Below are 25,405 nucleotides of genomic sequence, written 5' to 3'. Positions count from 1 at the left end.
CAGCGGACTTCCGGAGATTTCCTTGGCTGACGTGCCGACGCAAGAGGCCTCGTTCGACGCTGAACTCGCGCCCTTCTTCAACGATCTCGCCGACGCGGCGCGGATAGTAGCGCTCCATCATTTCCGCTCGCCGCTCGATTTCGAACGCAAGCAGGATTCGTCACCGGTCACAATCGCCGATCAGGCCATCGAGCGGGAGCTGCGCCGCCGCATCTCGATCCGCTTTCCCGATCATGGCATCCTTGGCGAGGAAATGGGCTCGACGCCGGGGGACCGTTATACCTGGTATCTCGATCCGATCGACGGAACGAAGAGCTTCATCTCGGGCATGCCGCTGTTCGGAACATTGATTGCGCTCAGCGACGAACGCGAGCGCAGCATCGTCGCCGGCATGATCGACATGCCGGCGCTCGCCGAGCGATGGTACGGGGCGGCCGGGCGTACCACCTTCAACGGCAAGCGAGTCTCGGTCAGCACAACGGCGGACCTCGCGGACGCGCAGATCTATACTTCCTCGCCGGATTTCTTCACCCCGGAGGACTGGCGGTGCTACGACACGCTCAGCCGCAAGGCGATGTTCCGGCGCTTTGGCGGCGACTGCTATCAGTACGGGCTGCTGGCGTCGGGCTATTGCGATCTGGTGGTGGAAGCGTCGCTGAAGTCCTTTGACTTCATGGCGCTGGTGCCGGTCGTCGAAGGCGCCGGCGGCGTGATGCGCGACTGGGAAGGTCGGCCGCTCAATCCGATGTCGGACGGCCGCGTGATTGCCGCCGCGAATGAACGGCTGCTCGACCAGGCGCTGGCGGTTCTCGGCAGTCGCGCCTGAGACTCTGCCGCCCGGCGCGGGCTAGCCGCGATCACACCATCCGAAGCCAGCCGTCCCAGCGCGGATCGTACATCAGGCTGCGGGCGCGCATGTACTTCCACACGCCATACTTCTGATAGTCAAAGTCCCATTCCTTGAGCTTGCGGTTGACCACCGCCCAGGACGCCCATTTGATGTCGGCCAGCGCGCGGTTGACGATCACCCGCGCCACCATGGCGGGACGCACGGTGCCGCAATACTGTTCGATCAGGCTGAGCGTGAGCTGCTCGTCGTAGAACATCTCGGCGAACAGCACGCCGAGTTCGTAGCTGCGCTCGTTGTTCGACGCGAATTCATAGTCGATCAGCCGCATCGGCTTCGGGTCGGCGACGGGGTCCTGGCTGATCAGGAAATTGCCGGGCATCGGATCGTTGAAGCAGGGCACCAGATCGAGACCCGACGCCATGAACGCCGCCTTGGCCTGCCGGTAGCGATGCTCGATCCATGGCATGTCCGGTGGAAAGTGCGAGCCGAGATCGCGGCCCTGCCGGATGTGCTCCTCGATCATGTCGAAGATGGTCTTGGTCAGGCCCAGCGACGGGCCGGAATGCAGCCGGCGATACAGCGAAAGCACGTCGGACTGGATCGAGGGATCGCCGAAATCCGCGTTGGTGCAGGCGCGATAGCCCTCGAGAAATTCGCTGACTTCCAGCCCGTCCTGCGGATCGAAGAACACCACCTCGGGCGCCAGCTCCATGGCGTGGGCGTTGCGGGCGGCCTCGTTGGCGACGACCCGGTCGATGAACATCTCGGAGCCTTCGCCCGGCACCTTGATGAAGTATCGGCGCGGTTCGCCGTCCACCTCGACGATCCAGTTCTGGTTGGTCAGGCCGCCGACCAGCGCCGCATAGCGGAATCCGCTGTCGCGCCATTGCGGCACGCGCCCCACCGCTTTTTCGAGGTCGCGCTCATGAACCGTGGTCGCTTCGCCGGCGCGCCGCTTGATCGACATCAGACCCTCCGCAGCGTGTCGCCGAAGCGCGGTTCACGCACCGCCATGCCGCAGCGCAGGAAGCGCCAGCTGGCGAACTTGTAGAATTCGAACGTGTTGCGGGGCGATCTGGCGGCCAGCAGGGCGCCGATCAGCCCACTGCGCAGGTCGTCCGCGATCCCGTAGATACGCATCCGGTTGAAGGCCTTTTCGTCGAACGATCCGGTCGCGCGAATGAACGCGTCGCGGGCTTCCGGTTCGCGGTCGAACGCCTCGACCAGTAAACTGCCGAGATCCTCCAGCGGATCGGCGGTCGTCGCCCGGTCCCAGTCGATCAGGCGGACATCGCCGGCGTCGCTGATCAGGAGGTTCGAGACATTACCGTCGCCATGGATCGGAACGGCTTTCACCTCGATGCCGGACAGTGCCGCGGCGGCATAGCGCAACTCGGACATCATCCAGTCGGTATCCGAAGGAAGCTGCGCGTTCGCCGCCTTCGCCGCGGCGTAAAAGTGCTCGATCTCGTCGAACACGCCTCTCGTCCGGGGCAGCGGCGGCCCCTCCTGAAAGCGCCGCCGGGCGGCGATGACCGCGTCGACGATGGCAGGCTCGAGCATCCGCTCCAGCGTTCCCACCCGCCAGCCGGCGTTGAGATCCTCCATCACCAGGGTGCCGGTTGCGACATCGGCCGCATGGACCTTCGGCCCGATGCCGAGGTCGGAAGCCCGCCGCGCTGCCTCGAAGGCACAGGCCACATCGATATAAAGTGCGGCGTCGTCATCCATGACCTTGACGAACAGGCTTTCGCCACTGGCCTTGTCCATGGCACGCCAGGGCGCGCCATCGACGCCGCGCCAACTCGGCGAGGCCAGCACGGAGATCGCTGGCTCGACGACCAGGCTTCGTCCGGCCCAGCCCGGCAAGACGCTGACACTGCTCCGAACATGTTCCAGTTGTGCGTCGAAACTGCTCATCAAATCCCCGAATCTGACAGACGTGTCACGGCGATAGCCCGTCGCGACGCACCTCGATCCGGCAGTTTCATCAGGATTGCCGCAAAGGGGATGTCCGGCGTTCCACCAATTCGTGCCGTTGAAATCTCCGTCCCCCAATGGGCCAGCAAAGTTCGCTATCCGAGCCTGCGCCCGATACACAATGCGGGCAGCTGTCGGAGATGTCGATGTCGATCGAAGAACTGGTTGGAATGAGCGTCGGCGAACTGACCGGCCACTATGCCGCGCGGACGCTGTCGCCCGTCGAGGTGCTGAAGACCACCCTCGCGCATTCCGAAGCCGTCAATCCCGAGATCAACGCGCTGTTTTCCATCCGTTCCGAAGAAGCCATGGCGAATGCGCGCGAATCGGAGACGCGGTGGAAGGCGAAGGCGCCCGCCGGATTGCTCGACGGCGTGCCGATGACCGTGAAGGACAGCGTCGCCATGGTCGGCTGGCCCTATCTGCATGGCATCGCGGCCAACCGTTCGCTGCCGCCATCGACCTATGACTCGCCGCCCGCGATCGCGTTGAAAGAAGCCGGCGCGGTGATTTTCGCAAAAACCACGATGCCCGATTGCGGTCTGCTGGCGGCCGGACTGAGTTCGCTGCACGGCATTACCCGCAACCCGTGGGGCCTCGCCTGGAACACCGGCGGTTCCTCCGCCGGCGCCGGCGCCTCGGTCGCCGCGGGCGCGGGAATGCTGTCGGTGGGCACCGACATTGCCGGCTCCGTGCGGCTGCCCGCGGGCCATTGCGGGCTCGCCTCGCTGAAGCCGACCCATGGCCGGATCCCGCATCTGCCGGCGGATACGATGCGGATGGCCGGACCGATGGGCCGCAGCGTCGAAGACATCGCCCGCCTGCTCAGCGTACTGACCCGCGCCGACGAACGCGACACCTGGAGCTTTCCGAACGACGGCATCCAGTACCACGAGCGCCTCGGCCGAAACCTCAAAGGACTGCGGATCGGCGTACTCACCGATATGGGCTTCGGTCCCAAGCCCGAGCCCGAGGTGTGCGAGGCGGTCGAGCAGGCCGGTCGAATGCTGGCCGGCGCCGGCGCCATCGTCGAGCCCTTCACCTCGCCGCTCGACCACGACGCCTACGCGCCGATCGACCTCTATCTGCAGGTGCGCGGCTTTGTCGAATTCAGCGGCCTGCCTCCGCATGGCGAAGGCGGCATCAATCCTTACGTCAAGCGATGGTGCCTCGGCGGTGCGCAGCATTCCGGCGCCGACGTCTATCGGGCGCTCGGCCAGATCGGCAAAATGAAGGCCACGCTGCTCGCCGCCTTCGAGGACTGGGATTACGTGATCGCGCCTGTTCTGCCGGTGGTGAATTTTCCCGCCGAGGAGCCGGGCGTGTTCCGCGATGTTCCGCTTGCCCATACGGTTTTCACCGCGATGTTCAACCAGACCGGACAGCCCGCCGCAACGGTCTGCACGGCGTTCGACGCGCGACATCTGCCGATCGGCGTCCAGGTGATCGGCCATCGCTGCGACGATCTCGGCGTCTTGCAGGTAACCCGGGCCCTTGAACAGCTGCGCCAAGTGAAAATGGACTGGCCGGTGAAACCGCGTGCCTGAGGAAACCATCTTGCGGCAAGACCTGCACGATCTGATCGCCACTTTCGCGCGCTTCGGCGCTACCGACGATGGCGGCGTTTGCCGGCTGAGCGGGACCGCGGAAGACAAGGCCGCGCGCGACCTATTTGCCGGCGAGATCGGCGGGCGCGGCCTCAGGCTCGACATCGACGGCATCGGCAACATGTTCGCCACGGCAATGCTCAATCAGGCCTCGGGCGACGCCGTGCTGGTCGGCTCGCATCTCGACAGCCAGCCCACCGGCGGGCGCTATGACGGCGTCTACGGCGTGCTGGCCGGCCTGCTCGCCGCGGAGGCGATCGTCGCGCGGGCCGCTGCCGAGCCCGGCGCGGCGCGGCGCAACCTCGTCGTCGTCAACTGGACCAACGAGGAAGGCGCCCGCTTTCAGCCGAGCCTCACCGGCAGTTCGGTCTTTGCCGGCGTCCAGCCGCTAGAGAGCGCGCTGTCGCTCTTGGACGGCGACGGCCAGACGCTGGGCGACGCGCTCGGCGCCATCGGTTATCGCGGCGCGGGGGCGCTGACTCTGACGCCGCGGCGCTACGTCGAACTTCATATCGAACAAGGCGCCAGGCTAGAAGAGAGCTCCACCGACATCGGCATCGTTGCGGGCGCCTGGGCGGCGCGCAAGATCTCGGTGGTGTTCGAGGGCGAGGCTTCGCATACCGGCCCGATGCCGATGCCGCGACGCCGCGACGCCTTGCGTGCCGCCGCGCGCGGCATCGAGACCCTCTATGACGAAGTCGAGCAAGGCGCCCATGCCTCGGCCGCGCGCATCAGCCTCTATCCGAACTCACCCAACGTCGTTCCGTCCCGGGCGCAGGTCTGGTTCGAAATCCGTCATGAAGACGAGAAGGTCACGGCGGCGATCGCCGACCGCTTCCTGCGCCGGATCGGCGCCGCCGTTGCGCCGCTCGGCGTTACCGCAACGATCGCCATCGACGAAAAGCGGGCGACGGCAGCGCTCGATCCCGAGGGGGTGAAACTCGTGCAAAGCGTGGCCGGCGATCTCGGCTTCACCTCGCTGGTCATGAAGACGGTAGCCGGCCATGACGCCCTCGCGCTGCAGAAGCGCGTGCCGGCAACGCTGATCTTCGTGCCGAGCCGGAACGGATTGAGCCACAACGCGCGCGAATTCACCGAGCCGGCGGCGCTGGACAAGGGACTCGCGGTGCTGATCGAGACGCTGTGGCGCCTGGTGACGGCGCCGTAGATTTCCCTGACGCGTCGACGGCGTCAGGCCGCCGTTACCTCGGCTTCCGCTTTATCGAGCAGATGACAGGCGGCGTAGCGGCCCGGCAGGTGCTCCAGCAACCGCGGGGTTTCGACGCGGCAACGGCCGAACACTTTCGGACATCGCGACGCGAAGCTGCAGCCGGCCGGAATATCGATCGGGCTCGGCGGCTCGCCCTCGAGCAGGAAATCGCCAGCGTTGAAGGGCTTCACCTCCAGGGTCGGCGCGGCCGACAGCAACGCCTTGGTGTACGGATGCTGCGGATCGAAAAACAGATCGCGATTGTCCGCAATCTCCACCATCTCGCCGAGATACATCACCGCGATGCGGGTACAGACCTTCCGCACCATGGCGAGGTCGTGGGAGATGAACACATAGGTGAGGTCGTTCTTCTCCTGAAGCCGCGAGAACAGCTCGATCAGCTTGCCCTGCTCGCGCTGGTCGATCGCCGAGAGCGTCTCGTCGAGGATCAGCAGTCTCGGATCCAGGATCAGGGCGCGCGCGATCGAAATCCGCTGGCGCTCGCCGGTGGAAAGCGCGTTGGGCAGCTGGTCGTAGAGACCGGCGACCAGGCCGACCTCGCCCATAGCCGCGATGACGCGGGCGCGCATCTCCTTGCGCGGCACTTCGCCGCGAATGCGCAGGCTCTCCTCGATCATCCGGCCGACCGTGGTCCGCGGCGGGAGCGCCGTGTAGGGATCCTGCAGCAGCAACTGGAACTCGTTGCGCTTGCGGATCAGTTCGCGCGGCGACAGGCTGGCGAGCGCGGTGCCGCTGAGCACGATGGTTCCCTCATCCGGCGTCTCCAGCCATGCCAGCAGCCGCGTCAGCGTGGACTTGCCGCAGCCGGATTCGCCGACAATGCCGAAATTCTCGCGCGGCATGATGTCGAGGGTGACACCGCGCACGGCCTGGATGTTGCGGTAGGTGTTGAAGGTGCCACGCTTGCGCTGCCGGTAGGTGCGATGCACGTTCTCGATCCGCATCAGCGGCGCCTCATCAACCGCCTTGCGGCGCGCCAGCGGGCCCTCCCCGGTCGACCAGATTCGCGGCACGCTGTCGATGGCCTTCCGCGCGTAGTCGGTCTGCGGCGCCTTCAGCAGTTCGTTGAACGGCTGCTGCTCGACGAAGCGGCCGTGGTGGAGCACGGCCGTGCGGTTTCCGAACTGGCCAAGGATCGGCAGCGACGAGGTCAGATAGATGGTCGCCATCTTGTGGCGCAGGCAGAGATCGTGCAACAGCGTCACGATCTGTGCGGCGATGGTAACATCGAGCGGCTGGGTGATGTTGTCGGCGATCAAAACGGCAGGCTCGGCGCAGATCGCATCGACGATCATGGCGCGCTGCATCATGCCGCCGGAAAATTTCGACGGATATTCCCAGTAGCGTTCCCTGGGCGAGGGAATCCGGACCTCGCCGAGCAATTGAACCACCCGATCGCGGCATTCCGACGGATTCCATTCCGGTCGTACACTATGCAGTTTTTCGGCGATCTGGCTGCCGACCGGAATGGTCGGGTCGAGCGAGCTCTGCGGCTTCGAGCCGATATAGGCGATGTCGCGGCCGACCCGGAACGTGCCGTTGGCGGACTTCTTCAGCGTATCCTGCCCGGCGAACATCACACGCCCGGCGCGGTACTGCAGGCTGTCCGGAAGCCAGTCGGCGAGCGCACGGCTGAGTACCGTCTTGCCGGCGCCGCTTTCGCCATAGATGCCGAAGATCTCCGAGGCGTGGAGGCGAAAGCTGATGCCGTCGAGGATCGGCGCCGATCCCGCGGCGAGTGGCCCGACGGTGAGGTTGTCGACTTCGAGGATCAGCGACAGATCCATCTCACAGGCCTCCGTAGATCCGGTTGCGCGCCTTCTCCAGCGCCGCACCCATCAGATTGATCGAGGTCAGCGCCACCGCCAGGAACACGCCCGGGCTGGTAGCTATCCACCAGGCGTTGATCAGGTATTTGCGGGCATCGGCGATGATGCTGCCGAAGCTCGGTGTCGGCGGCTGGATGCCGAGGCCGAGAAAGCCGAGGATGGCCTCGAAGATCATCATCCGCGCGACGTCCAGCACGGCGACAAAGGCGATCGGTGGCAGGATGTTGGGCGCCGCGAACAACAGCAGGAGTCGCCAGTCTCCTGCGCCGAGCACGCGAAGTCCCCGAACATATTCCAGGCCGCGCTCGGTCACCGCGGCACTACGCGCGACCCGCGCATAGAGTGGCCAGCCCGACAATGCCAGCACGATGATGATGGTCTCCACGGTCGGTCGGGACACGCCGAGGATGGTGATCGCCAGGATGATCATCGGCACCGACAATTGCGCGTCGGTAATCCGCATGATGATGGTGTCCCACCACTTGCCCTTGAAGCCCGCGAACAGGCCGAGACCGCAGCCGATGATGAAGATCAGCACCACCGTGATGATGCCGATCATCAGTGAATAGCGCAGCCCGATCAGGCAGCGCAGCAGCATATCGCGGCCGAGCTGGTCGGTGCCGAGCGGATGCCCCCAGCTCCAATTGTCGCCGATGAACAGCGGCGGCAGAAACTTGTCCTTCACGACCATCTTGGTCGCGCTCATTGACGACAATTCGGGATAGATCGCCGAAGCCAGCAGCAAGGCGATGAAGATGAACAGGCCGATGCGAAAGCTCGTCATCCGCCAGGCCGCGCCGAGGATCCGGCGATTGACCGACTGCCCGGTCGGCGCGACCTCGGGGGCGATGGCGGCGATCGTGGTAACCGTCATGTCACAGCTCCACGCGGGGATCGATGAGATAGGCCACCAGATCGACGATGATGTTGATGAAGACGAAGACAGCGCTGGTGGTGATCGCGATGCCCTGAATCACCGGGAAATCGCGGCCGACCACCGAAACCACGGTCAGATTGCCGAGCCCCGGATAATCGAAGATGTATTCGATCACGAGCACGCCGCCGATCAGCGTGGAAAGCTGGATGCCGAGGAGGTTGACCAGCGGCACCGCGGCGTTGCGCAACGCATGGGCGTAGACGATGCGCCGTCGCGACAGCCCGCGGACGCGCGCCTCGTCGATGAACGACGCCTGCATCACCTCGCCGAACGACGTGGTCAAGGTCCGGATGATGAAAGGGGCGATCTCGACCGACAGCACCAGGGCCGGCAGCAGGACATAGGAGAATCCTTGATAGCCCAGCGCCGGCAGCAGTTTGAGCTTCACGGACAGGAACAGGATCAGGACGATGGCGAGCCAGAAATTCGGAACCGACACGAACAGCGACTGCACCGCGAAGGCGAGCTGGTTCTGCCAGCCGTTCTGATGCAATCCGCCGGCAATGCCGACCGGAAACGAAATCAGCAGCGCGAACAGCAGCGCCATGCCGCCGAGTTGCAGGGTAAACGGCAGACGCTCGAGAATCTGGTCGATCACCGGCGCCATGTCGGATTTGGTCGGGTCGATATACTGACCGCCGGTGGCAATCATGCCGCTGCGCGGGCGCAGATAGGACTGCCCGAGATCACCCCGCAACAGGCCGCCCATGTAGCGCGCATATTGAACCACGATGGGATCGCGCAGCCCCATCTTGGTCGCGACCTTTTCGACGACGTCGGGAGGCGCCATGCCGCCGACGATCAGGCGCACCGGATCTCCCGGCACGACCCGCAGCAACGTGAAGATGATGAACGAAGTGATGCCGATGATCAGGAAGCCTTGCGCGATCCGCTTGACCAGAAATTCGAGGATCAACATGGAGCTTCCTGTGCGTCACCGGAATGAAAAGACGGACCGGGGCGACAGCCCCGGCCCGTGTTTCGATCGCGTCAGGCCAACGTCGCCTTGGTCCCGTCCTGCTGGCCGTTCGGGTAGATATAGAGTCCTTCCAGCTTCTTGCTGTAGGCGTGGATGAACACCGAGGTGAACAGCGCCAGCGCCGGCGCCTTCTTGGCGATCGTCGGCAGAGTTTCCGTCTGCAACACTTTCTTGCGCTCCTCGATCGACGGCGCATTGCGTTCCTTGTCGAGCACCGCGTCGAGTTCCGGGTCGACGATGCCGCAGATGCGTTTCGACGAGGAGTGGAAGTGGGTGCGCAGTACCAGATCCGGCTCCGGCGATCCGGTGCACCAGCCGCAATCGATCATGTGGCCTTCGCCGCCGCCAGGCTTGTCGTATAGCAGGTTGCCCCAGGCCGCGACTTCAAGCGTCTGCAGGTTCACCTTGAAACCCTGCTCCTGCAACATGCCGGCGATCAGTTCGGCATATTCCTTGGTTTTCGGATAGAAACCGACCGAGGTATAGTAGGTCAGTTCCGGCAGGCCGGCGCCCTTCGGGAAGCCGGCCTCGGCCAGCAATTTCTGCGCCATGGCCGGATCGTATTCGGGATATTCGGCGACGTCGGTGTAGCCGAACTTGACCGGCGAGATATGGGCCTTCGAGGCCGTGCCGGACATGCCGAGAATTTCCAGGATCTGCTTGCGGTCGATCGAGTGGCAGGCCGCGAGACGAATCCTCGGATCGTCGAACGGCTTCTTCGAGCAGCGGAAGAACAGGTACTTGTTCTCGACCGACACCGCCTTGTGGATCTCGAAGCGCGCATCCTTCGAGATGGTCTCGACCTGTTCCTGCTCGAGGCGCTCGATGATGTCGGCCTCTCCGTTCAACAAAGACAGCGTCCGCGTCGTGGTGTCCCCGACGAACTTGTATTCGACGCCGGGGATCTTCGGCGCGCCGAGGAAGAAATCCGGATTGGCCTTGAGGACTGTGGTATCGCCCTTCTGCTCGACATACATATAGGGACCGGTGCCGTTCATGCGCGCCGAAAGCTGCGCCTTGTTGGCGACGTCCTTGGCCGACAGGATCGGCAGGAACGAGGACAGGTAGTAAAACAGCGTGGCGGGATAGCCCTGCGCCTTGGTGTTGATCCGGCAGGTGAAGTCATCGACGACATCGACGGTGACGAGGCCGGGATACCACTGCGCCGGACGATCGGGCAGACAGCCGTATTCATAGGTTGCCTTGACATCGGCGGCGGTGAACGGCGCACCGTTGTGGAACTTGATGCCCTTCCTGAGCTTCACTTCCATGGTGAAGGGGTCGACCGGGGTCAGCGACTCCGCGAGTTCGAACACCAGTTCGCCGGGCTTTTCCGGCTTCATCGGCGCGCGCGTCAGATAGCCGAAAACGAAGCCTTCGGCGATGATCTGACCCAGATTGGTGTGCGTGGTCGGATCCCAGTTGCCGGTCAAAGCTTCGGCACCGAGGAACCGCAGCGTCCGGCCTTCGGCCGCGAATGCGGAATTCATCAGGAAGTCGGGATCGACCCGGCCAAAACTGAGCGCCGCCGCACCTGCGGCTCCGCCCAGCAACAAGTCTCTGCGATTGATCATCGTGTCATTCCCCTCGACTGATAATGGGAGACGCCAAATCCCGCGAACCGTCTTCGCTCCTCGTCCGGGTGAGCGAGGATATCGGCCGCTCCATCATCTCCCGTGACGGATCGAGCAAAGCCTAGACCAATTGCGCACCATGCCTGATACCTGCTCCTCCACGATTCCGTTGCTGACGCTTCTCTCGATCGCGCGTATCGACATGCGCGTTCGCGCAAGGGGAAATCACGGCACAGCGCGCACGCACGACGCCTTTTCTGCGTGCAGGACATGAATGGTGCATAGGCAGAAATGGCGGTATCGCGCGAACTCCGCCTATGATCCGCGCACACCCCCGCAAAGAGGAATTGTTCTTGGCACAGCCTGGCGGACATGGAGTGACGCCGATCCGCGGCGTCATCTCGGATCTCGACGGCGTCGTGTATCGCGGCAGCCAATCGATTCCGGAGTCGGTAAAGGCCTTTCAGACCTGGCAGGCCCGCGGCGTGCCCTATGCGTTCGTGACCAACAATGCGACCAAGTCCGCAGCGCAGTTCGCGGCGAAACTGACGGCCATGGGTGTGCCGGTATCGGCAGCACAGGTTTTCAACGCCATTTCGGCGACGGCTAGTCTGATGCGGCGACGCTGGCCGCCTGGAACGCGCGTTTTCGCGATCGGGGAAAACCCGCTGCTGGAAGAACTCGAAGCTGGCGGCTTCACCTCGGCCGGCGAGAACGCCGAAGTCGTGGTGCTCGGATTCGACTATGCCCTGACATACGACAAGTTGCGAACCGCCGTCCGCGCCGCGCTGAACGGCGCGGCCGTCGTGGTCACCAATCCGGACACGCTCACTCCCGCCGATAGCGGATTTGAGCCCTGCGTCGGCGTCCTCGCGGCCGCAGTCACGGCCGCCGTGCCCTCGGCCGTGCCGATTGTCGTCGGCAAGCCGCAACCCTTCATGGTGGAGGAGGCCCTCGCCCATGTGGCGACCGCAAATTCCGAGACCATCATGATCGGCGACCAGATCGCCACCGACATCGTGGCGGGCCAGAGCGCGGGCCTGCGCTCGGTCCTCGTTACGACCGGCCTTCCCTACATCGCGGTCGCCGGCGTCACCCCGGATCGCGTGGTGTCCAGCCTGCTCGAGCTCGTCGATGACGTGACGAAGTAGCGACCGGCCGAATGACCAGTTGAGGCCTCACTGTCCACTTTCATTGCTCTGCGAATCCAGGGAACCGCGATAGCGCGTGCTTGCATTCCGCTCCCGAGTATCGTTGCGCGCCGCCCAACGCGAACGCGGGCTGCCGCGCATCTGCGACAACAAAGTGGGAACGAGAGCGATGGATATTCAAGCCTATTTCGAGGAATGGTCGCGCCGCCCCGGCGAAACCGTACGCATGGCGATCAGCACGCCGTATCCGTCGGTACGCGCGACCTTGGTGCGGCTGGTGTCGGGACCCGGGCAAGGAGAAACCGTCGAGGGACGTACCGTTGATTTTTCATCCGCTCTGGATGCAACCGTGCCAGGCCGTGTCCAAAGCACCGCGATCGGATCCTATGCGCAACTTCCGCTGCGCGCCGCCATCGCCGGCGGCGCCGTGAGCGTGCATTGCTGGGCCTGGCCGACAGTGCCGGAACGCGAGGCGCCGCAAACCATCTGGTCACTCGGCGAGATTGCCCTTTTGATCGCCAGCGGCGCTATTCAGCTGCGTTCCCGGGACGAAACGATCCTATCCATCGAGCAGGCGCTGGTCGCCCGGAACTGGTATTCGATCGTCGCGACGATCGCAAACGGGCAAGCCCTGATCGACCTGCAGCGCATCGGCGGCAAGGTCGGCGCGCATCGCGTGGCGACCGCGAAGACATCGGCGGAAGTGTCGGCGACGACGCTGACGTTAGCGGGCTCCGGCATCGATTCGATCGGATCGCCGCTCAAGCCCTATAACGGCAAGATCGATTCGCCTGCGCTTTACCTCACGGGTCTCGCCAGCCAGATCGTGGCAGCGCTTCACGCCGGCAAGCATCCGGAGGCGAAACCATGGGCGTCATGGGCGCTTGATCGCGACTTCGCCGCCGAGGCAATTGCACCGGCGTTCCCCGGCGGCCGGCCGGGCCGGCTGTTCAACGGCGCCGAACGCGGCGTGACCGGACGCAACTGGGACGGTCGCAGCGATTCATTTCTGGAAGTGCCCGGGCAATATTGCGCGCTTCAGTTTCACGACGACGACATGGTGGATTCGAACTGGGACTATGATCTTGCATTCCAGCTTCCCGAGACGCTGTCGAGCGGCGTCTACGCCGTTCGCGTGGACGCCGGCGGCAGCCGCAATCACTTTCCCCTGTTCGTCCGCGGAAAGACCGGCGGCGGCGCGCCCGTACTGTTTCTCGCTCCGACCAATACCTACCTAGCCTATGCCAATGACCATTTGGCTTCGCTCGATTTCTCCTCCGTCATGCCGCATGACAAGGTGGTGCCAGCGGACGAGGAATACCTGTTCGCGCACCGTGAACCCGGCCGGTCCTGCTACGACAGGCATGGCGACGGCACGCCGGTGCGCTATTCGAGCCGCCGACGGCCCCTATTCAATGTCCGGCCGGGCTTTCCCAACTGGCTGACGGGATCCTATCGCCACTTCCCGGTCGATATGTACATCATCGAGTGGCTCGAGCATGTCGGCATCGGCTATGAGGTGGCAACCGACGAGGACCTTGAGCGCGAAGGCCGTGCCCTGCTCGATCGCCATGCCGTCGTGGTCACCGGATCGCATCCCGAATACTGGACCCGTGCCGGGCTGGACATTGTCGACGGCTATCTCAACGAGGGCGGCCGCGTCATGTATCTCGGCGGCAACGGCTTCTACTGGGTCACCAGCCGCTATGCCGACAAGCCGTCGGTCATCGAGGTCAGGCGCGACAACAGCGGCACGCGCTGCTGGGATGCCCCCTATGGCGAGCGCACGCATGTGGCGACCAGCGAACTCGGCGGCATCTGGCGTTCGCGCGGGCGCGGGCCCAACCGCATGCTCGGCGTCGGCTTCGCCTCGGAAGGCTGGTCGAAGGGGTGCGGCTACCGCCGGCTCGATGCCAGCTACGATTCGCCCGCCGCGAAATTCTTCGATGGCGTGCCGGAAGATGTGGTCGGCGATTATGGCCACGTGCTGGGCGGCGCCGTCGGCGACGAAGTCGATCGCTTCGACATCGCGCTCGGCAGCCCGGAACATGCCTATGTACTCGGCACGTCGACCGGCCTCGGCAACGAATATCAGCTCGTGATCGAGGACATGACGCTGTCGATGCCCGACCAGGGCGGCGCGCAGCGCCCCGACATGGTCCGCGCCGACATGGTGCTGTTTCCAATCGACGGAGGTGGCTGCGTGTTCTCGGTGGGCTCGATCACCTATGGCGGTGCGCTGGCCTGGAACGGCTGCGACAACGGCCTCTCTCGGCTGACCGCCAATGTGCTGACGGCGTTCGCGTCACGCGAACCCGTGTTCTAGGCCGTGCCCGGTGCGGCAGAGGATTTGCCAGGCGCGAGCTGTGCATTAGAACCGGTTGCTCGCCAGTAAGACGAATGCGAAGTTGTTCAACTCCTTAATGGCGGGATCGAAGCCATCGCCTTCCTTCAAACAGCGCCAGCGAAGGCCCAAAGTACAAACTTGGCGGCGCCGATTTCGATGGTCTCTCCGACCTCGGGATGAGCAAGCGCCGGAACCTCGATCCGCAATTCTCCGGCTTCTGTCCGCACCCGAAGGGTACGCCGCCCACTACGAGCAGATCCAGCTCTAGAACTTTGACCACCGGTAGCATGCCGCTGGTCGCTCATATACCAAAAGCAGTCGTGCGGTTATAGGCCTAGCGACGCCGGCTATGAGCATGCAATCAGGGACACTCCTCGGGCTGGCCCAATCGGCGGCGCTCAAGATTCATCGGCGGAACGAGCATTCACTGCTAATTGACCGCCCTCTCCAATGCTGACGCCAAATCCTTTGACGTGTAAGGCTTGGATAAATGTTCGAAATCAATCGATCGATCGGCCGGCAATTCGGCGTATCCGGTCGCCAGGACGATCGGCAATTTCGGATCTTTCTCTTTGATTCGTTGCGCGAACCCATTCATTCTGGGCATCGTAGTCGGTCACCACGGTGTCGAATGGGCCCCGCGGCAACACAGCGAATCGCGAACCCGACAACCCTAGGTTGGTTGCGGTGCGGCAGCGCCGGCGCGCCACGGCCATTTTCGTAACCCGACCACGCGCGACTAGATGTCGTAATAGAGATGAAACTCGTGAGGATGGGGGCGCAGCCGGATGGCATCAATCTCCTTTTTTCGCTTGTAGTCCAGCCAGGTTTCGATCACGTCGCGAGTGAACACATCGCCGCGCAGCAAGAAGGCGTGATCGCGTTCGAGCGCATCAAGCGCCTGGTCCAGCGATCCGGGCGTCGATTTCACCGCCTTCGCCTCGGCGGGCGGCAGGTCATAAAGATTCTTGTCGATCGGGCTGCCCGGATCGATACGGTTCGTAATACCGTCGAGGCCGGCCATCAGCATCGCGGAGAAGGCCAAATAGGGATTGCACGAAGGATCCGGCGAACGAAACTCAACGCGCTTTGCCCGCGGGTTCGGCGAATACATCGGGATCCGGCAGCAGGCCGAGCGATTGCGCTGGGAATAGACAAGGTTGATCGGAGCTTCGTAACCCGGCACCAGACGCCGATAGGAGTTGGTGGTCGGGGCGCAAAGCCCGCACAACGCCCAGGCGTGGGTCAGCAGCCCACCGATGTAGTAGCGGCCAAGCTCGCTCAACTCGGCGTAGTCCGCCTTGTCGTAGAACAGGTTGGTCTCGCCCTTCCACAGGCTCTGATGAACGTGCATTCCCGAGGCGTTGTCCTCGAACAGCGGTTTGGGCATGAACGTTGCGGTCATGCCATTTTGGTGGGCGGTATTCTTCACCACGTATTTGTAAATCATCAGGTTGTCGGCCATGCGGGTGAGCGTGGTGAAGCGCATGTCGATTTCGTTTTGACCGCCGGTCGCGACTTCATGGTGATGGGCTTCGATTTGGATCCCCAGCGACTCCATCGTCAGCACCATTTCGGTGCGGAGATCCTGCATGCTGTCAGTCGGGGGAACCGGAAAGTATCCCTCTTTCGGGCGCGGCTTGTGGCCCAAATTCGGCGCTTCCTTCTTGCCGGTGTTCCAGCTGCCCTCGCTGGAATCGATTTCGTGGAAGGCGTAGTTGATGCCCTGTCCGTAGCGTACGTCGTTGAATACGAAGAACTCCGCCTCCGGGCCGAAATAGCTCGTATCGGCGCGGCCAGTGCCCTTCAGGTAGGTCTCAGCCTTCTGGGCGACGTAGCGGGCGTCGCGGCTATAAGATTGACCGGTAACCGGATCCCTGATGTTGCAGATCAGGACCAGCGTCGTTGTGGGGGCAAACGGATCCAGGAAGGCCGTCGTCGGATCCGGGACGACCAGCATGTCGCTTTCCTGGATCTCCTGGAAGCCGCGAATTGATGAGCCGTCGAATCCGATGCCTTCGTCGAGCGCATTGGCATTCGCCGCGCTGGGCGGGACGGAAAAATGCTGCCAGGCACCCGGCAAGTCGGTGAACCGCAGATCGATCATCTGGACCTTCTCGTCCTTGATCGCCTTGAGGAGATCTTCGGTTGTCGCACAATTCGGAACCATGGCTTCACTCCTGTAACCGAAAGGGAGGCCTTGAAGATCGCACTTCCATTCGTCCGCGCCCAAGTGGCCTGGAACGGATTTTGGTCCACGTTCCACCTTCCGCGCCGCCGCCGCACCGGCCTCGTTCCGGCATGGCGGCGCGCGCATTCAGGCACGCCTTGTCACCTGCGAGCTGGCAACTTCAGCTTTGGTGTGGCCCGCGCATAAGCTTCATGGCATCTTCGATATGCCGCCAGTCTCTGGCCAATTCCACCTCGCCCTTTGCTTCAAGGTCGATGGCGTTCCGGGCAGCTTCCGCAATGGCCTGGGCGCCGTGTGCTTCCAGCAACTGTCGCGCATAATCATGGATTTCGATTTCTCGCATGGCGTCATACTCCTCTCGTTCCGCGCGCGACCATGAACCCCAGTCGGGCAGCCGTAGACGTTGACACCCATCAAGCCCCCCGCAGTTTGCATCCTGGCGCGGGACGTTTGCAAGAGCCCATTCCGGATCATGGGCCGCCAAAGGCACCAGCAACGACTCCACGACGGGATTGCCGTAATTCTTCGGCGCCGGATCAGGAGCAGCGGCAGCCGAACGCTCGCTGTATCCTCGCCTCATCGTCAAGCGTGGACGTTGGCCGGATGCATCGTCATCGAGGCATTACTATATATGGAGAAGGAAGGGAGGTGAGCGTCATGCGCATTCAACATTGGCAAGACGCCGCCAGCCTGTTGCTGGGCGTGTGGTTGGTCTTGTCGCCGTTCGCCCTAGGCTTCGCCGGGGCGGCTGTCTGGATGACCATCGTGCTTGGGTTGTTCGTCATTCTGTTTGCCGTCGAGGGATTTGTCATTCCGTCCTATCTGGAGGAATGGGGAGAGATTCTCCTCGGTCTGGCTCTGGTGGTGGCACCTTTGACGGTCGGCTACGAGTCGGTATCGGCCACGGTAAGCAGCATGGTAGCGGGCATATTGGTGATCTTGCTTGCGGTCTGGGAACTAATGACGGATCGCGATGTCATCGCCTGGTGGCACGATCGCTGGCATCACCGAGCCAGCTGAGAAGAAGAGTTGCCCGATCCCTTCGCCCGACCGTTATCTGCTGGCGGTCGGAGGAGAGGGATTGTTGTGGCGACGTGGGCTATAGGTCGCGCCCTTGGTGCGGGGTCTCGCGGCCCCGCACATAGATGACTTTGTCACGACGCGGTTCTAGGCTCTATCGGTTCCCAGATGCTGATTTTACGGGTCTCCGGCATTATGAAGAGGGCCAGCACGAAGCACACCGCGGGAACCGCGATGGGATAGATCAGCGCGTAGCCAATGCTGCCGGTGGCCGCGAAAGATGCCGAAGTGATGAACGGCACCAATCCGCCACCCCAGCCGTTGCCGATGTGATACGGCACCGACACCGACGTGTACCGAATCCTGCCGGGGAAGAATTCCGCCAGAAACGCCCCGACCGGCCCATACACCATCCCGACGTAGCAAACGAGGATGAAGATGATGAAGATCGAGATCGGATAGTTGATGTTGCCAGGCTGCGTGACCGTTCCCAGCCACAAATACAGCGGATAGTACGTGATCGCGGCGAGTAGCATGCCTCCCAGGATCACCGGCTTGCGGCCGATCTGATCTGACAGCCAGCCAAAAAAGATCAAGCTCGGCGTGGCAATGAGCAACGCGGCTCCCACGATGTAGGCCGAGGTCAGCGCGTCCACCTTGGAAACCTGCTGCAGAAAGTACAACGCCCAGAACTGACCGCTGTACCAAACCACTCCCTGCCCGATCAGCACGACGATGGCGATCAGTATGTATTTGACGTTCGAGCTAAGGAAGGCCTCCTTCCAGGGGTTCCTGGTCATCTGCCCTCGAGCCTTGATCTCCTGGAAGATCGGCGTCTCCTGGAGCTGGAGCCGGATGTAGATCGCAATGGCTACCAGCAGGAAGGAAACCAGGAACGGAACGCGCCACGCCCATTCTTCAAATACCTGATTACCGAAATACGTCCGCGTCGCAATGATCACGGCCAGTGACACCACGATCCCGAGAGTAGGAGAGGTCTGCAGCCAGCCGGTGTAGTAGCCGCGGCTTTCGTCCGGCACATGCTCGGCAACATAGGTGATGGCGCCGCCATACTCGCCGCCCAGGCACAAGCCTTGGATCATCCGCAAGCCGAAGAGAAGGAACGCGGCGGTCAGACCGATCGACTGGTAGGTCGGGATCAACCCGATGGCCCCTGTGCCCAATCCCATTCCGCTGAGCGTAACAAGGAACGTATACTTGCGGCCGACCCGGTCGCCCATCCATCCGAAGAGGAACGCCCCCAGTGGACGGATCAGGAATCCTGCGGTGAACAGCGCAATCGTACTCAACAAGGCTGCGACCGGGTGGGATTGTTCAAAGAACTTGACCGACAGAACTGCGGCCAAGCTGCCGAAGATATAGAAGTCATACCATTCGATGACGTTTCCCACCGACGCGGCGACAATCACGCGGCGGAAGTCGCTCTGGATTTGAATTGCCATGTGCGGCTCCTATTATTTCAAGGCATTGTCTCCAATTTTTCAGCGCTTTATTTTCACGCGGAGCAAGGTTCATGCGCGACGTTACGGCGCGAATTGCGAGTTGCGTCCGCAACGCCTAGCCTCAGGGGAACTTTGAACCACCCGAGGAGAGCTCCAACGACCTTCGGTACCGCAAGCCACCGCTTGCCTCCGTCCCATCCATCAGGGAGCGAAACCGGTGAAAGCAGTGTAATCCCCAATAGGACTCTACTTTATGAGACTTTTGGCTAAATCGAACACAGCCCGACGCAAGCGACCGTCGCTGAAGTCCGCAGATTGGTTGGTCGGGATTCAATCATGGCGGCCTGCTGGCCGCGGCACGGTGTGTCGACAGCGGCCCGGCCGATGGGCGGGTACATCGACAAATCCTACGATAGCAGCGGCAGCGATATTCGCCGGGCTTCGACAAACAGACGTGATCCACCTCACCCCGCGGCGAGGGCCTTCACGGTCTTGAGGTCGATGGCAAGGTCGAATTTGGTGGCCCGCTCGACCGGAAGACTCGCCGGGCGCGAACCCGCCCCTCCTTCCGGATGATGTTAGAATAAAGGATGACGCGGCCGGTCCCGATTCTAATGCCTTGCGACTCTCGGGAAGACGAGCGACTGATCCTCGAATTCCTCTGCAGGAAGTTTTTTCAAGTCAGTTTTTTCGTGCACCTCTTGGATGGACATCATCGCGGACGGATTTGGCACGCCGTAAATCTGGACCGCATGAGACCTTAGCACAATTATCGCAGCAGCCATTACAGCGAGCGTTGGAAATACAATGCGTTTCACGAATGTCGGAAATGCGATGCGCTTCATGGGATGACTCCCTTGTCCAGCGTTTAACGCGCCGGTTGACGCTCCGGCGAACACGTGTCTAGACCCAGCGGGAGATTATGAGTGTGACCTGCCTCACATGTGGCAACTTGGATGGCTTGTCCTTTCACCCGACTAGCGGACATTGGTCGGCGCGCCCGGCACGTCGTGCGTTTCTGTAGGGCCGATTGGATTGTGTCGCCATGCCTTCCCATCGCGAAGAACACGTAAGGCCCGGTCAGCGAACTGCTATCATGACGATCGGCGCCCTTGTACCAGACGTATCCAGGCATCATATTACTTTCGCATTTTGCCAATCCTGCGAGGTGAAATACGATGAAAGCTTTTTTGCTGGCTTGTGCCGCCGCCATCGTCATCGCCGCGCTCGGCATGGCCGCCCTCAACAAGGTTCAACAACCTGTCGAAGAGGCATTTGCGACATCCGGCGTGCGGCTCTAAACGTCGTCGTGTTACGAAATGCACGATCTGTAGAAGCAAGCGGCCGGAACAAATCCGAACGCGTTTAGAGTTCTTCGGTTCTGATTGAATCAGAACCGAAGAACTAGCTAGGTCTTTTGTTTGAGCGAGATTTCTTCACGCGAACCGGCATCCACCTCGCTCGAAAAAGCTCTAGGTGTCTACCGAGCTGGGACTTTGCGCGTCATCGACGTCTGATATGATACGTCGTTCAACGACACAGGGCCGATAAGAGTAAAGTTGGCCGCGACCAGGCATTCGCCGATCGGGCGTTACCAATCGCCTTACCCAACGCTCCGAATCACGTGCGGCCTACTCGGCGGGCGCTGCAGTGGCCCGCGGTCGCGCGTCGTTGGCACTGGCGCGGGCATTCTGTTCTTCGAGCCAAAGGCTGTGGTGCTCCCTGGCCCAATTGATATCGACGGTGCCGCTGCCCATCGCCTCGAAAGCTCCCTCCATGCCGATGGTGCCGATGTAGATATGCGCCAGCATCGCAGCAACGAAGAGTACCGCGACCACCGAGTGCACGATCTGGGCAAGCTGCATTCCTTCAATTCCCGATATGTAAAACGGAAACATCAGCTCATAGCCGGTGACCGCAACCGCGGTGCCCCCGATGACCACGATCCAATAGACCGCCTTCTGGCCGGCATTGAAGCGGTAGGCCGGCGGATGATCGTGACCGACGAGCCCGCCACCCCTCTTCATCCAGTCGACATCCACTTTGTTCGGAATGTTGCCGCCGATCCACATCAGGAAGATCAGCACAACGCCGATAGTGAAAGGAAAGCTCAGATAGTTATGTGCGTATTTTGCCCATTGCGACCATTCGGAGAACGCCTCGAAACCAATCAGCGGCAGCAGCAGCGGACGGCCGAAGGTGACGTTCAGTCCGGAGACTGCGAGAACGACGAAACAGGTCGCGGTCATCCAATGTACGAAACGCTCGAATGCCGTGAAGCGGACGATGGTACGGCCGGACCGGCCGCTCACGAGCCGAACCATGCCGCGGCGGAGATAGAAGATCACGAGCACGGCCAGCATGCCGAGGATGGCAATCCCGCCGGTCCAGCGCAGCGTGACGTTGCGGAATTCCCGCCAATCGCGGCCCGCCGGCTGTACGAGAACACCGGAGCGCTGATCGGGAATGCTGACGCGTCCCTCGATCCGGTTGAGCTCCTGCAGAAGCTGCTGTTCCTTCACGGAGCTTGCCGTCGGATTAACCTGCTGGGCTTTGGAAGGCGCCGACGCGCCGACGACCAGCAGAAACGCCAGGGCGCCTAGAACCAAGCGTATGTACTTTGCAAAAGACGCCATGAGCTCCTCCCCGATATCTACGCGCTCGCCGCCGCGCCGCCTTCACGACTCGATCGTCTCGCGATAAGCGGTCTTCCAGCCCCAGGCTCCGGAGCCGTAGCCGCGTTTGGTGACCCGCTCCTTGTAGATCTGGGCGATGATCTCGCCATCGCCGGCAAGCAGCGACTTGGTCGAGCACATTTCGGCACAGAGCGGCAGCTTGCCCTCGGCGAGGCGGTTTGCGCCATACTTCTCGTACTCTTCCTTGCTGCCGTCGGCCTCAGGGCCGCCGGCGCAGAATGTGCATTTGTCCATCTTGCCGCGCGAACCGAAGTTGCCGACCTTCGGATATTGCGGCGCGCCGAACGGACAGGCGTAGAAGCAATAGCCGCAGCCGATGCACAGGTCCTTGGAGTGAAGCACCACGCTGTCGGCTGTGGTGTAGAAGCAGTTCACCGGGCAGACCGCCGCACAAGGCGCGTCGGTGCAGTGCATGCAGGCCATGGTGACCGATCGCTCGCCCGGCTTGCCGTCGTTGATGGTGACGACGCGGCGCCGGTTGATGCCCCACGGCACCTCGTGCTCGTTCTTGCAGGCGGTGACGCAGGCATTGCATTCGATGCAACGGTCGGCGTCGCAGAGGAATTTCATACGTGCCATGGTCGTTGCTCCTTATGCCGCCGCGATTTGGCAGAGAGTGACTTTGGGCTCCTGCATGCCGGTCGCCGGATCGTATCCATAGGTGGTGATCGTGTTCGCGCTTTCGCCGAGAACGATCGGATCGGTGCCCTTCGGGTAGTTGCCGCGAAGATCCCGGCCTGCGAACCAGCCGCCGAAGTGGAAGGGCATCCAAGCGACGCCCTTGCCGACTCGTTCGGTAACGAGCGCCTTCATCTTGGCCTTGGAATTGCTCTCGGCGCCCGTGACCCACACCCATCCGCCGTCCTTGATGCCGCGATCGGCGGCATCGGCGGTGCTGATCTCGATGAACATGTCCTGCTGCAGTTCGGCAAGCCAGGGGTTTGTCCGCGTCTCCTCGCCGCCGCCCTCATATTCGACGAGACGTCCCGAGGAGAGGATGAGCGGGAATTGCTTGGCAATCCCCTTCTCCACCGCGGCCTTCTGCACCGAGAAGCCGAGATTGGGCATGCGGAACTGCTTGGCATCGGGCAGCGTTGGATATTTCGACACCAGATCGACGCGCGGCGTGTAGATCGGCTCGCGGTGAACCGGAATCGGATCTGGCAATCCGAAGGCGTTCATGCGTGCCTTGCCGTTGCCGTAGGGAACGCAGCCGTGCATCAGCGCCACGCGCTGGATGCCGCCGGACAGATCGAGCGACCACGACACCGCATCGGGATTGGCGGAATTGACCCTGGTGATGGTGGCCATTTCCGCTTCCGTCAGGTCCGTGTCCCAGCCGAGCTTCTTCAGCACGGCAAGCGTGAATTCCGGATAGCCGTCCTGGATCGCCGAACCCTTGGAATAGGAGCCGTCCGCCAGCAGGCTGACCTTGCGTGTGGTGCCGTCGGGCAGCTTCTCCTCACGTTCGATGCCGAAGCGCGGCCTGAACGTGCCGCCGCCATCCATCACGTGGAGATTGGTGTTGTAGAGCAACGGCGTGCCGGGATGTCGCACCTCTGGCGAGCCCCAGCAGGGCCATGGCAGCCCATAATAGTCGCCGCCGACTTCGGGATCGTCCTTGGGCGCGCGCGTCGTCAGCATGTCGAACTTCGCCTGGTTCTTCATGTGCGCCTTGAGGCGCTCGGGCGATTGCCCGCAATAGCCGGTCGACCAGCTTCCGCGGTTCATCTCGCGAAGGACATCCTCTGCTTCCGGGAGATTGTTTTCGACCTTGATGTTCTTGAACATCTTGTCGGCGAATCCGAACTTCTTCGCCATCAGATAGATGACCTCGAGGTCATCCTTGGATTCGAATACCGGCTTGACGATCTGTTCGCCCCATTGCAGCGAGCGGTTCGAGGCAACGCGCGAACCCTTGCACTCGAATTGGGTGGCAACCGGGAGAATGTAAATACCATCCTTGCGCCCTGCCTCCACGGAAAGCGAGGCCCAGGTGGTCGGATGCGGGTCGGCGATGACCAACAGTTCGAGCGCCTTTAGGCCCTTCAGAGATTCGGGAATGCGCGTGATGCTGTTGCTAGCGTGTCCCTGCACGAAAACCGCCCGCACATTGTCTTTCTGCGCGACCTGATCCTTCGACAGCGTCACCGCTTCGAACCAGCGGGTGAGCGGGATACCGGGGGTTTCCATCATCTGCTTGGAGTCGAAGCGCGACTGCAAGAAGTCATAGTCGACTTCCCAGACCCGCGCCCAGTGTTTCCAGGCGCCTTCGGCGAGGCCGTAATAGAACGGCAGCGTGACAATATCGAGCCCGACGTCGGTCGCTCCTTGCACGTTGTCATGGCCACGGAAGATGTTGGCGCCGGCGCCGGATTTGCCGACATTGCCGGTCATCAACAGTGCGATGCAACTCGCCCGCACGTTGGCGGTGCCGACGGTCTTCTGGGTCTGGCCCATGGCCCAGATCAGCGTTGACGGCTTCTCCGTGGCAAACATCTTGGCGACGCGCTTAAGCTGTTCGCCAGGAACGCCGCTGACGCGCTCGACTTCTTCTGGATTCCACTTCTCCACTTCCTTGCGGAGGTCGTCGAAACCGTAGACGCGCTGTTTAATGAACTCCTTGTCCTCCCAGCCGTTCTGGAGGATGTGCCACATCATTCCGTAGAGCACCGGGATGTCGGTGCCTGGCCGCATGCGCACATATTCGGTCGCATGCGCCGCGGTTCGCGTCAGGCGCGGGTCGATGACGACAAAGTTGGCCCTTTGAAGCTCCTTGCCTTCGAGCAAATGCTGCAATGATACCGGATGCGCCTCGGCCGGATTGCCGCCCATGATGATCTGGGTCTTGGCATTGCGGATATCATTGAAGCTGTTGGTCATCGCGCCGTAGCCCCAGGTGTTGGCTACGCCGGTCACGGTCGTTGAATGGCAGATGCGCGCCTGATGGTCGGTGTTGTTGGTTCCCCAGAAGGCGCCAAGCTTGCGGAACAGATAGGCGCCTTCATTGGTCATCTTGGCCGATCCGAGCCAGTAGACGGAGTCTCCGCCCGACTTCTCGCGAACTTCGAGCAGTTTGTCGCCGATCTCGTTGATTGCGGTATCCCAAGAGACGCGCGTCCATTGCCCGTTGACGAGCTTCATCGGATAGCGAAGCCGGCGGTCGCTGTGGACGAGCTCGCGTACCGAGGCGCCCTTTGCGCAATGCGATCCCCGATTGATCGGCGAATCCCAGCTTGGCTCCTGCCCGATCCACACCCCGTTTAGGACTTCCGCGGTCACGGTGCACCCGACCGCGCAATGCGTGCAGATGCTTTTGCGGACAGTGGCTCCCGATGTGAGCGGACCTGCCATTGCTGCTTCCGCCTTGCGGACGCTGCCGACCGGCAAGGTGGTCAGTGCGGCCAGACCGCCGCTGGCAAGACCGGATCGACGCAGGAAGGTGCGGCGGTCGAGACCGCCGCTTTGTCCTGCCAGGGAGTCCGCAACTGAACCCCGGGATGCAAATTCGGAACGCTGGCTTTGTGTTCTCTTGATCAGCACGGCCGCC

20 protein-coding genes are annotated in these 25,405 nt (G+C 62.4%); 7 read left to right on the top strand and 13 right to left on the bottom strand.

Annotation, left to right across the window (positions count from 1 at the left end; all coding sequences use genetic code 11):
- The first annotated feature begins 16 nt into the window (after nt 1–16).
- Nucleotides 17–826 carry an inositol monophosphatase family protein gene (locus B5525_RS27740; protein WP_079568854.1) on the top strand — a complete coding sequence of 270 codons (810 nt, stop codon included), beginning with the start codon at nt 17–19 and terminating at the stop codon, nt 824–826.
- A gap of 31 nt (nt 827–857) precedes the next feature.
- On the opposite strand, the gene B5525_RS27735 is transcribed toward B5525_RS27740, so the two are convergent.
- Entirely contained in the window at nt 858–1,817 is a 960-nt protein-coding gene (locus tag B5525_RS27735; protein WP_079568853.1) for a choline/ethanolamine kinase family protein, read from the bottom strand.
- Nucleotides 1,817–2,770 (bottom strand): phosphotransferase, encoded by a 954-nt coding sequence (locus tag B5525_RS27730; RefSeq protein WP_079568852.1) that lies wholly within the window; start codon nt 2,768–2,770, stop codon nt 1,817–1,819. The genes B5525_RS27735 and B5525_RS27730 overlap by 1 nt, the downstream gene beginning before the upstream one ends.
- Nucleotides 2,771–2,976: 206 nt before the next feature.
- Here B5525_RS27730 and B5525_RS27725 point away from each other — a divergent pair, with 206 nt between their 5' ends.
- Both B5525_RS27725 and B5525_RS27720 read left to right on the top strand, forming a co-directional pair.
- A complete protein-coding gene (locus B5525_RS27725; RefSeq protein WP_079573858.1) occupies nt 2,977–4,377 on the top strand; it encodes an amidase in 1,401 nt (466 codons plus the stop codon).
- A complete protein-coding gene (locus B5525_RS27720) occupies nt 4,370–5,605 on the top strand; it encodes a Zn-dependent hydrolase (protein WP_079568851.1) in 1,236 nt (411 codons plus the stop codon). The genes B5525_RS27725 and B5525_RS27720 overlap by 8 nt, the downstream gene beginning before the upstream one ends.
- Nucleotides 5,606–5,628: 23 nt before the next feature.
- Here B5525_RS27720 and B5525_RS27715 read toward each other — a convergent pair whose 3' ends face one another.
- The 4 genes from B5525_RS27715 to B5525_RS27700 form a co-directional block, all read right to left on the bottom strand.
- Nucleotides 5,629–7,455 (bottom strand): ABC transporter ATP-binding protein, encoded by a 1,827-nt coding sequence (locus tag B5525_RS27715; protein ID WP_079568850.1) that lies wholly within the window; start codon nt 7,453–7,455, stop codon nt 5,629–5,631.
- A 1-nt stretch (nt 7,456) separates the two neighbouring features.
- A complete protein-coding gene (locus tag B5525_RS27710; RefSeq protein WP_079568849.1) occupies nt 7,457–8,371 on the bottom strand; it encodes an ABC transporter permease in 915 nt (304 codons plus the stop codon).
- A 1-nt stretch (nt 8,372) separates the two neighbouring features.
- Nucleotides 8,373–9,353, bottom strand: coding sequence for an ABC transporter permease (locus B5525_RS27705; protein ID WP_079568848.1), 981 nt, complete (start codon nt 9,351–9,353; stop codon nt 8,373–8,375).
- Nucleotides 9,354–9,424: 71 nt separating this feature from the next.
- Nucleotides 9,425–10,987, bottom strand: a complete 1,563-nt coding sequence (locus B5525_RS27700) for an ABC transporter substrate-binding protein (RefSeq protein ID WP_079568847.1) — start codon at nt 10,985–10,987, stop codon at nt 9,425–9,427.
- Between the two features lie 353 nt (nt 10,988–11,340).
- On the opposite strand from B5525_RS27700, the gene B5525_RS27695 reads away from it, so the two are divergent.
- Nucleotides 11,341–12,138 (top strand): HAD-IIA family hydrolase, encoded by a 798-nt coding sequence (locus B5525_RS27695; RefSeq protein ID WP_244567602.1) that lies wholly within the window; start codon nt 11,341–11,343, stop codon nt 12,136–12,138.
- Between the two features lie 169 nt (nt 12,139–12,307).
- Nucleotides 12,308–14,464: a N,N-dimethylformamidase beta subunit family domain-containing protein gene (locus B5525_RS27690; RefSeq protein ID WP_154073472.1), complete on the top strand. Its 2,157-nt coding sequence runs from the start codon at nt 12,308–12,310 to the stop codon at nt 14,462–14,464.
- Between the two features lie 760 nt (nt 14,465–15,224).
- Here the strand turns inward: B5525_RS27690 and glnA are convergent.
- A complete protein-coding gene (gene glnA, locus B5525_RS27685; RefSeq protein ID WP_079568844.1) occupies nt 15,225–16,655 on the bottom strand; it encodes a type I glutamate--ammonia ligase in 1,431 nt (476 codons plus the stop codon).
- 181 nt (nt 16,656–16,836) lie between these two features.
- On the bottom strand, nt 16,837–17,019 hold the full coding sequence (locus tag B5525_RS27680; RefSeq protein ID WP_079573856.1) for a hypothetical protein: 183 nt from the start codon (nt 17,017–17,019) through the stop codon (nt 16,837–16,839).
- A gap of 314 nt (nt 17,020–17,333) precedes the next feature.
- Here B5525_RS27680 and B5525_RS27675 point away from each other — a divergent pair, with 314 nt between their 5' ends.
- Nucleotides 17,334–17,696: an SPW repeat domain-containing protein gene (locus tag B5525_RS27675; protein ID WP_079568843.1), complete on the top strand. Its 363-nt coding sequence runs from the start codon at nt 17,334–17,336 to the stop codon at nt 17,694–17,696.
- Nucleotides 17,697–17,830: 134 nt separating this feature from the next.
- Here the strand turns inward: B5525_RS27675 and B5525_RS27670 are convergent, their stop codons facing one another.
- Both B5525_RS27670 and B5525_RS44500 read right to left on the bottom strand, forming a co-directional pair.
- Nucleotides 17,831–19,159, bottom strand: coding sequence for an MFS transporter (locus tag B5525_RS27670; RefSeq protein WP_079568842.1), 1,329 nt, complete (start codon nt 19,157–19,159; stop codon nt 17,831–17,833).
- Between the two features lie 611 nt (nt 19,160–19,770).
- Nucleotides 19,771–20,004, bottom strand: a complete 234-nt coding sequence (locus B5525_RS44500) for a hypothetical protein (protein ID WP_154073471.1) — start codon at nt 20,002–20,004, stop codon at nt 19,771–19,773.
- A 333-nt stretch (nt 20,005–20,337) separates the two neighbouring features.
- On the opposite strand from B5525_RS44500, the gene B5525_RS47300 reads away from it, so the two are divergent.
- A complete protein-coding gene (locus B5525_RS47300) occupies nt 20,338–20,460 on the top strand; it encodes a hypothetical protein (protein WP_276328801.1) in 123 nt (40 codons plus the stop codon).
- A 330-nt stretch (nt 20,461–20,790) separates the two neighbouring features.
- Here the strand turns inward: B5525_RS47300 and B5525_RS27665 are convergent, their stop codons facing one another.
- Genes B5525_RS27665 through B5525_RS27655 form a run of 3 tightly spaced genes read right to left on the bottom strand, consistent with a single transcriptional unit; the run spans nt 20,791 to nt 25,398 of the window.
- Nucleotides 20,791–21,795, bottom strand: a complete 1,005-nt coding sequence (locus B5525_RS27665; protein ID WP_079568841.1) for a formate dehydrogenase subunit gamma — start codon at nt 21,793–21,795, stop codon at nt 20,791–20,793.
- A 42-nt stretch (nt 21,796–21,837) separates the two neighbouring features.
- Nucleotides 21,838–22,434: a formate dehydrogenase FDH3 subunit beta gene (fdh3B, locus tag B5525_RS27660; RefSeq protein WP_079568840.1), complete on the bottom strand. Its 597-nt coding sequence runs from the start codon at nt 22,432–22,434 to the stop codon at nt 21,838–21,840.
- Between the two features lie 12 nt (nt 22,435–22,446).
- Nucleotides 22,447–25,398 (bottom strand): formate dehydrogenase subunit alpha, encoded by a 2,952-nt coding sequence (locus tag B5525_RS27655; RefSeq protein ID WP_079568839.1) that lies wholly within the window; start codon nt 25,396–25,398, stop codon nt 22,447–22,449.
- Nucleotides 25,399–25,405 lie beyond the last annotated feature (7 nt).

Origin of the sequence: Bradyrhizobium erythrophlei (genome assembly GCF_900129505.1) — a bacterium.
Classification (GTDB): Bacteria; Pseudomonadota; Alphaproteobacteria; order Rhizobiales; family Xanthobacteraceae; genus Bradyrhizobium; species Bradyrhizobium erythrophlei_D.
Note: the sequence above shows the minus strand (reverse complement) of the source record. Positions and strands in the feature narration are given on the sequence as shown.

Bases quoted from the DNA above. Each gene is read 5' to 3' on its own strand.
- B5525_RS27665 (WP_079568841.1), bottom strand. From the start codon at position 21,795: ATGGCGTCTTTTGCAAAGTACATACGCTTGGTTCTAGGCGCCCTGGCG.
- B5525_RS27670 (WP_079568842.1), bottom strand. From the start codon at position 19,159: ATGGCAATTCAAATCCAGAGCGACTTCCGCCGCGTGATTGTCGCCGCG.
- B5525_RS27725 (WP_079573858.1), top strand. From the start codon at position 2,977: ATGTCGATCGAAGAACTGGTTGGAATGAGCGTCGGCGAACTGACCGGC.
- B5525_RS27710 (WP_079568849.1), bottom strand. From the start codon at position 8,371: ATGACGGTTACCACGATCGCCGCCATCGCCCCCGAGGTCGCGCCGACC.
- B5525_RS44500 (WP_154073471.1), bottom strand. From the start codon at position 20,004: ATGAAGCGCATCGCATTTCCGACATTCGTGAAACGCATTGTATTTCCA.
- B5525_RS27715 (WP_079568850.1), bottom strand. From the start codon at position 7,455: ATGGATCTGTCGCTGATCCTCGAAGTCGACAACCTCACCGTCGGGCCA.
- B5525_RS27680 (WP_079573856.1), bottom strand. From the start codon at position 17,019: ATGCGAGAAATCGAAATCCATGATTATGCGCGACAGTTGCTGGAAGCA.
- B5525_RS27730 (WP_079568852.1), bottom strand. From the start codon at position 2,770: ATGAGCAGTTTCGACGCACAACTGGAACATGTTCGGAGCAGTGTCAGC.
- fdh3B (WP_079568840.1), bottom strand. From the start codon at position 22,434: ATGGCACGTATGAAATTCCTCTGCGACGCCGACCGTTGCATCGAATGC.
- B5525_RS27690 (WP_154073472.1), top strand. From the start codon at position 12,308: ATGGATATTCAAGCCTATTTCGAGGAATGGTCGCGCCGCCCCGGCGAA.
- glnA (WP_079568844.1), bottom strand. From the start codon at position 16,655: ATGGTTCCGAATTGTGCGACAACCGAAGATCTCCTCAAGGCGATCAAG.
- B5525_RS27735 (WP_079568853.1), bottom strand. From the start codon at position 1,817: ATGTCGATCAAGCGGCGCGCCGGCGAAGCGACCACGGTTCATGAGCGC.
- B5525_RS27700 (WP_079568847.1), bottom strand. From the start codon at position 10,987: ATGATCAATCGCAGAGACTTGTTGCTGGGCGGAGCCGCAGGTGCGGCG.
- B5525_RS27705 (WP_079568848.1), bottom strand. From the start codon at position 9,353: ATGTTGATCCTCGAATTTCTGGTCAAGCGGATCGCGCAAGGCTTCCTG.
- B5525_RS47300 (WP_276328801.1), top strand. From the start codon at position 20,338: ATGAAAGCTTTTTTGCTGGCTTGTGCCGCCGCCATCGTCATCGCCGCG.
- B5525_RS27675 (WP_079568843.1), top strand. From the start codon at position 17,334: ATGCGCATTCAACATTGGCAAGACGCCGCCAGCCTGTTGCTGGGCGTG.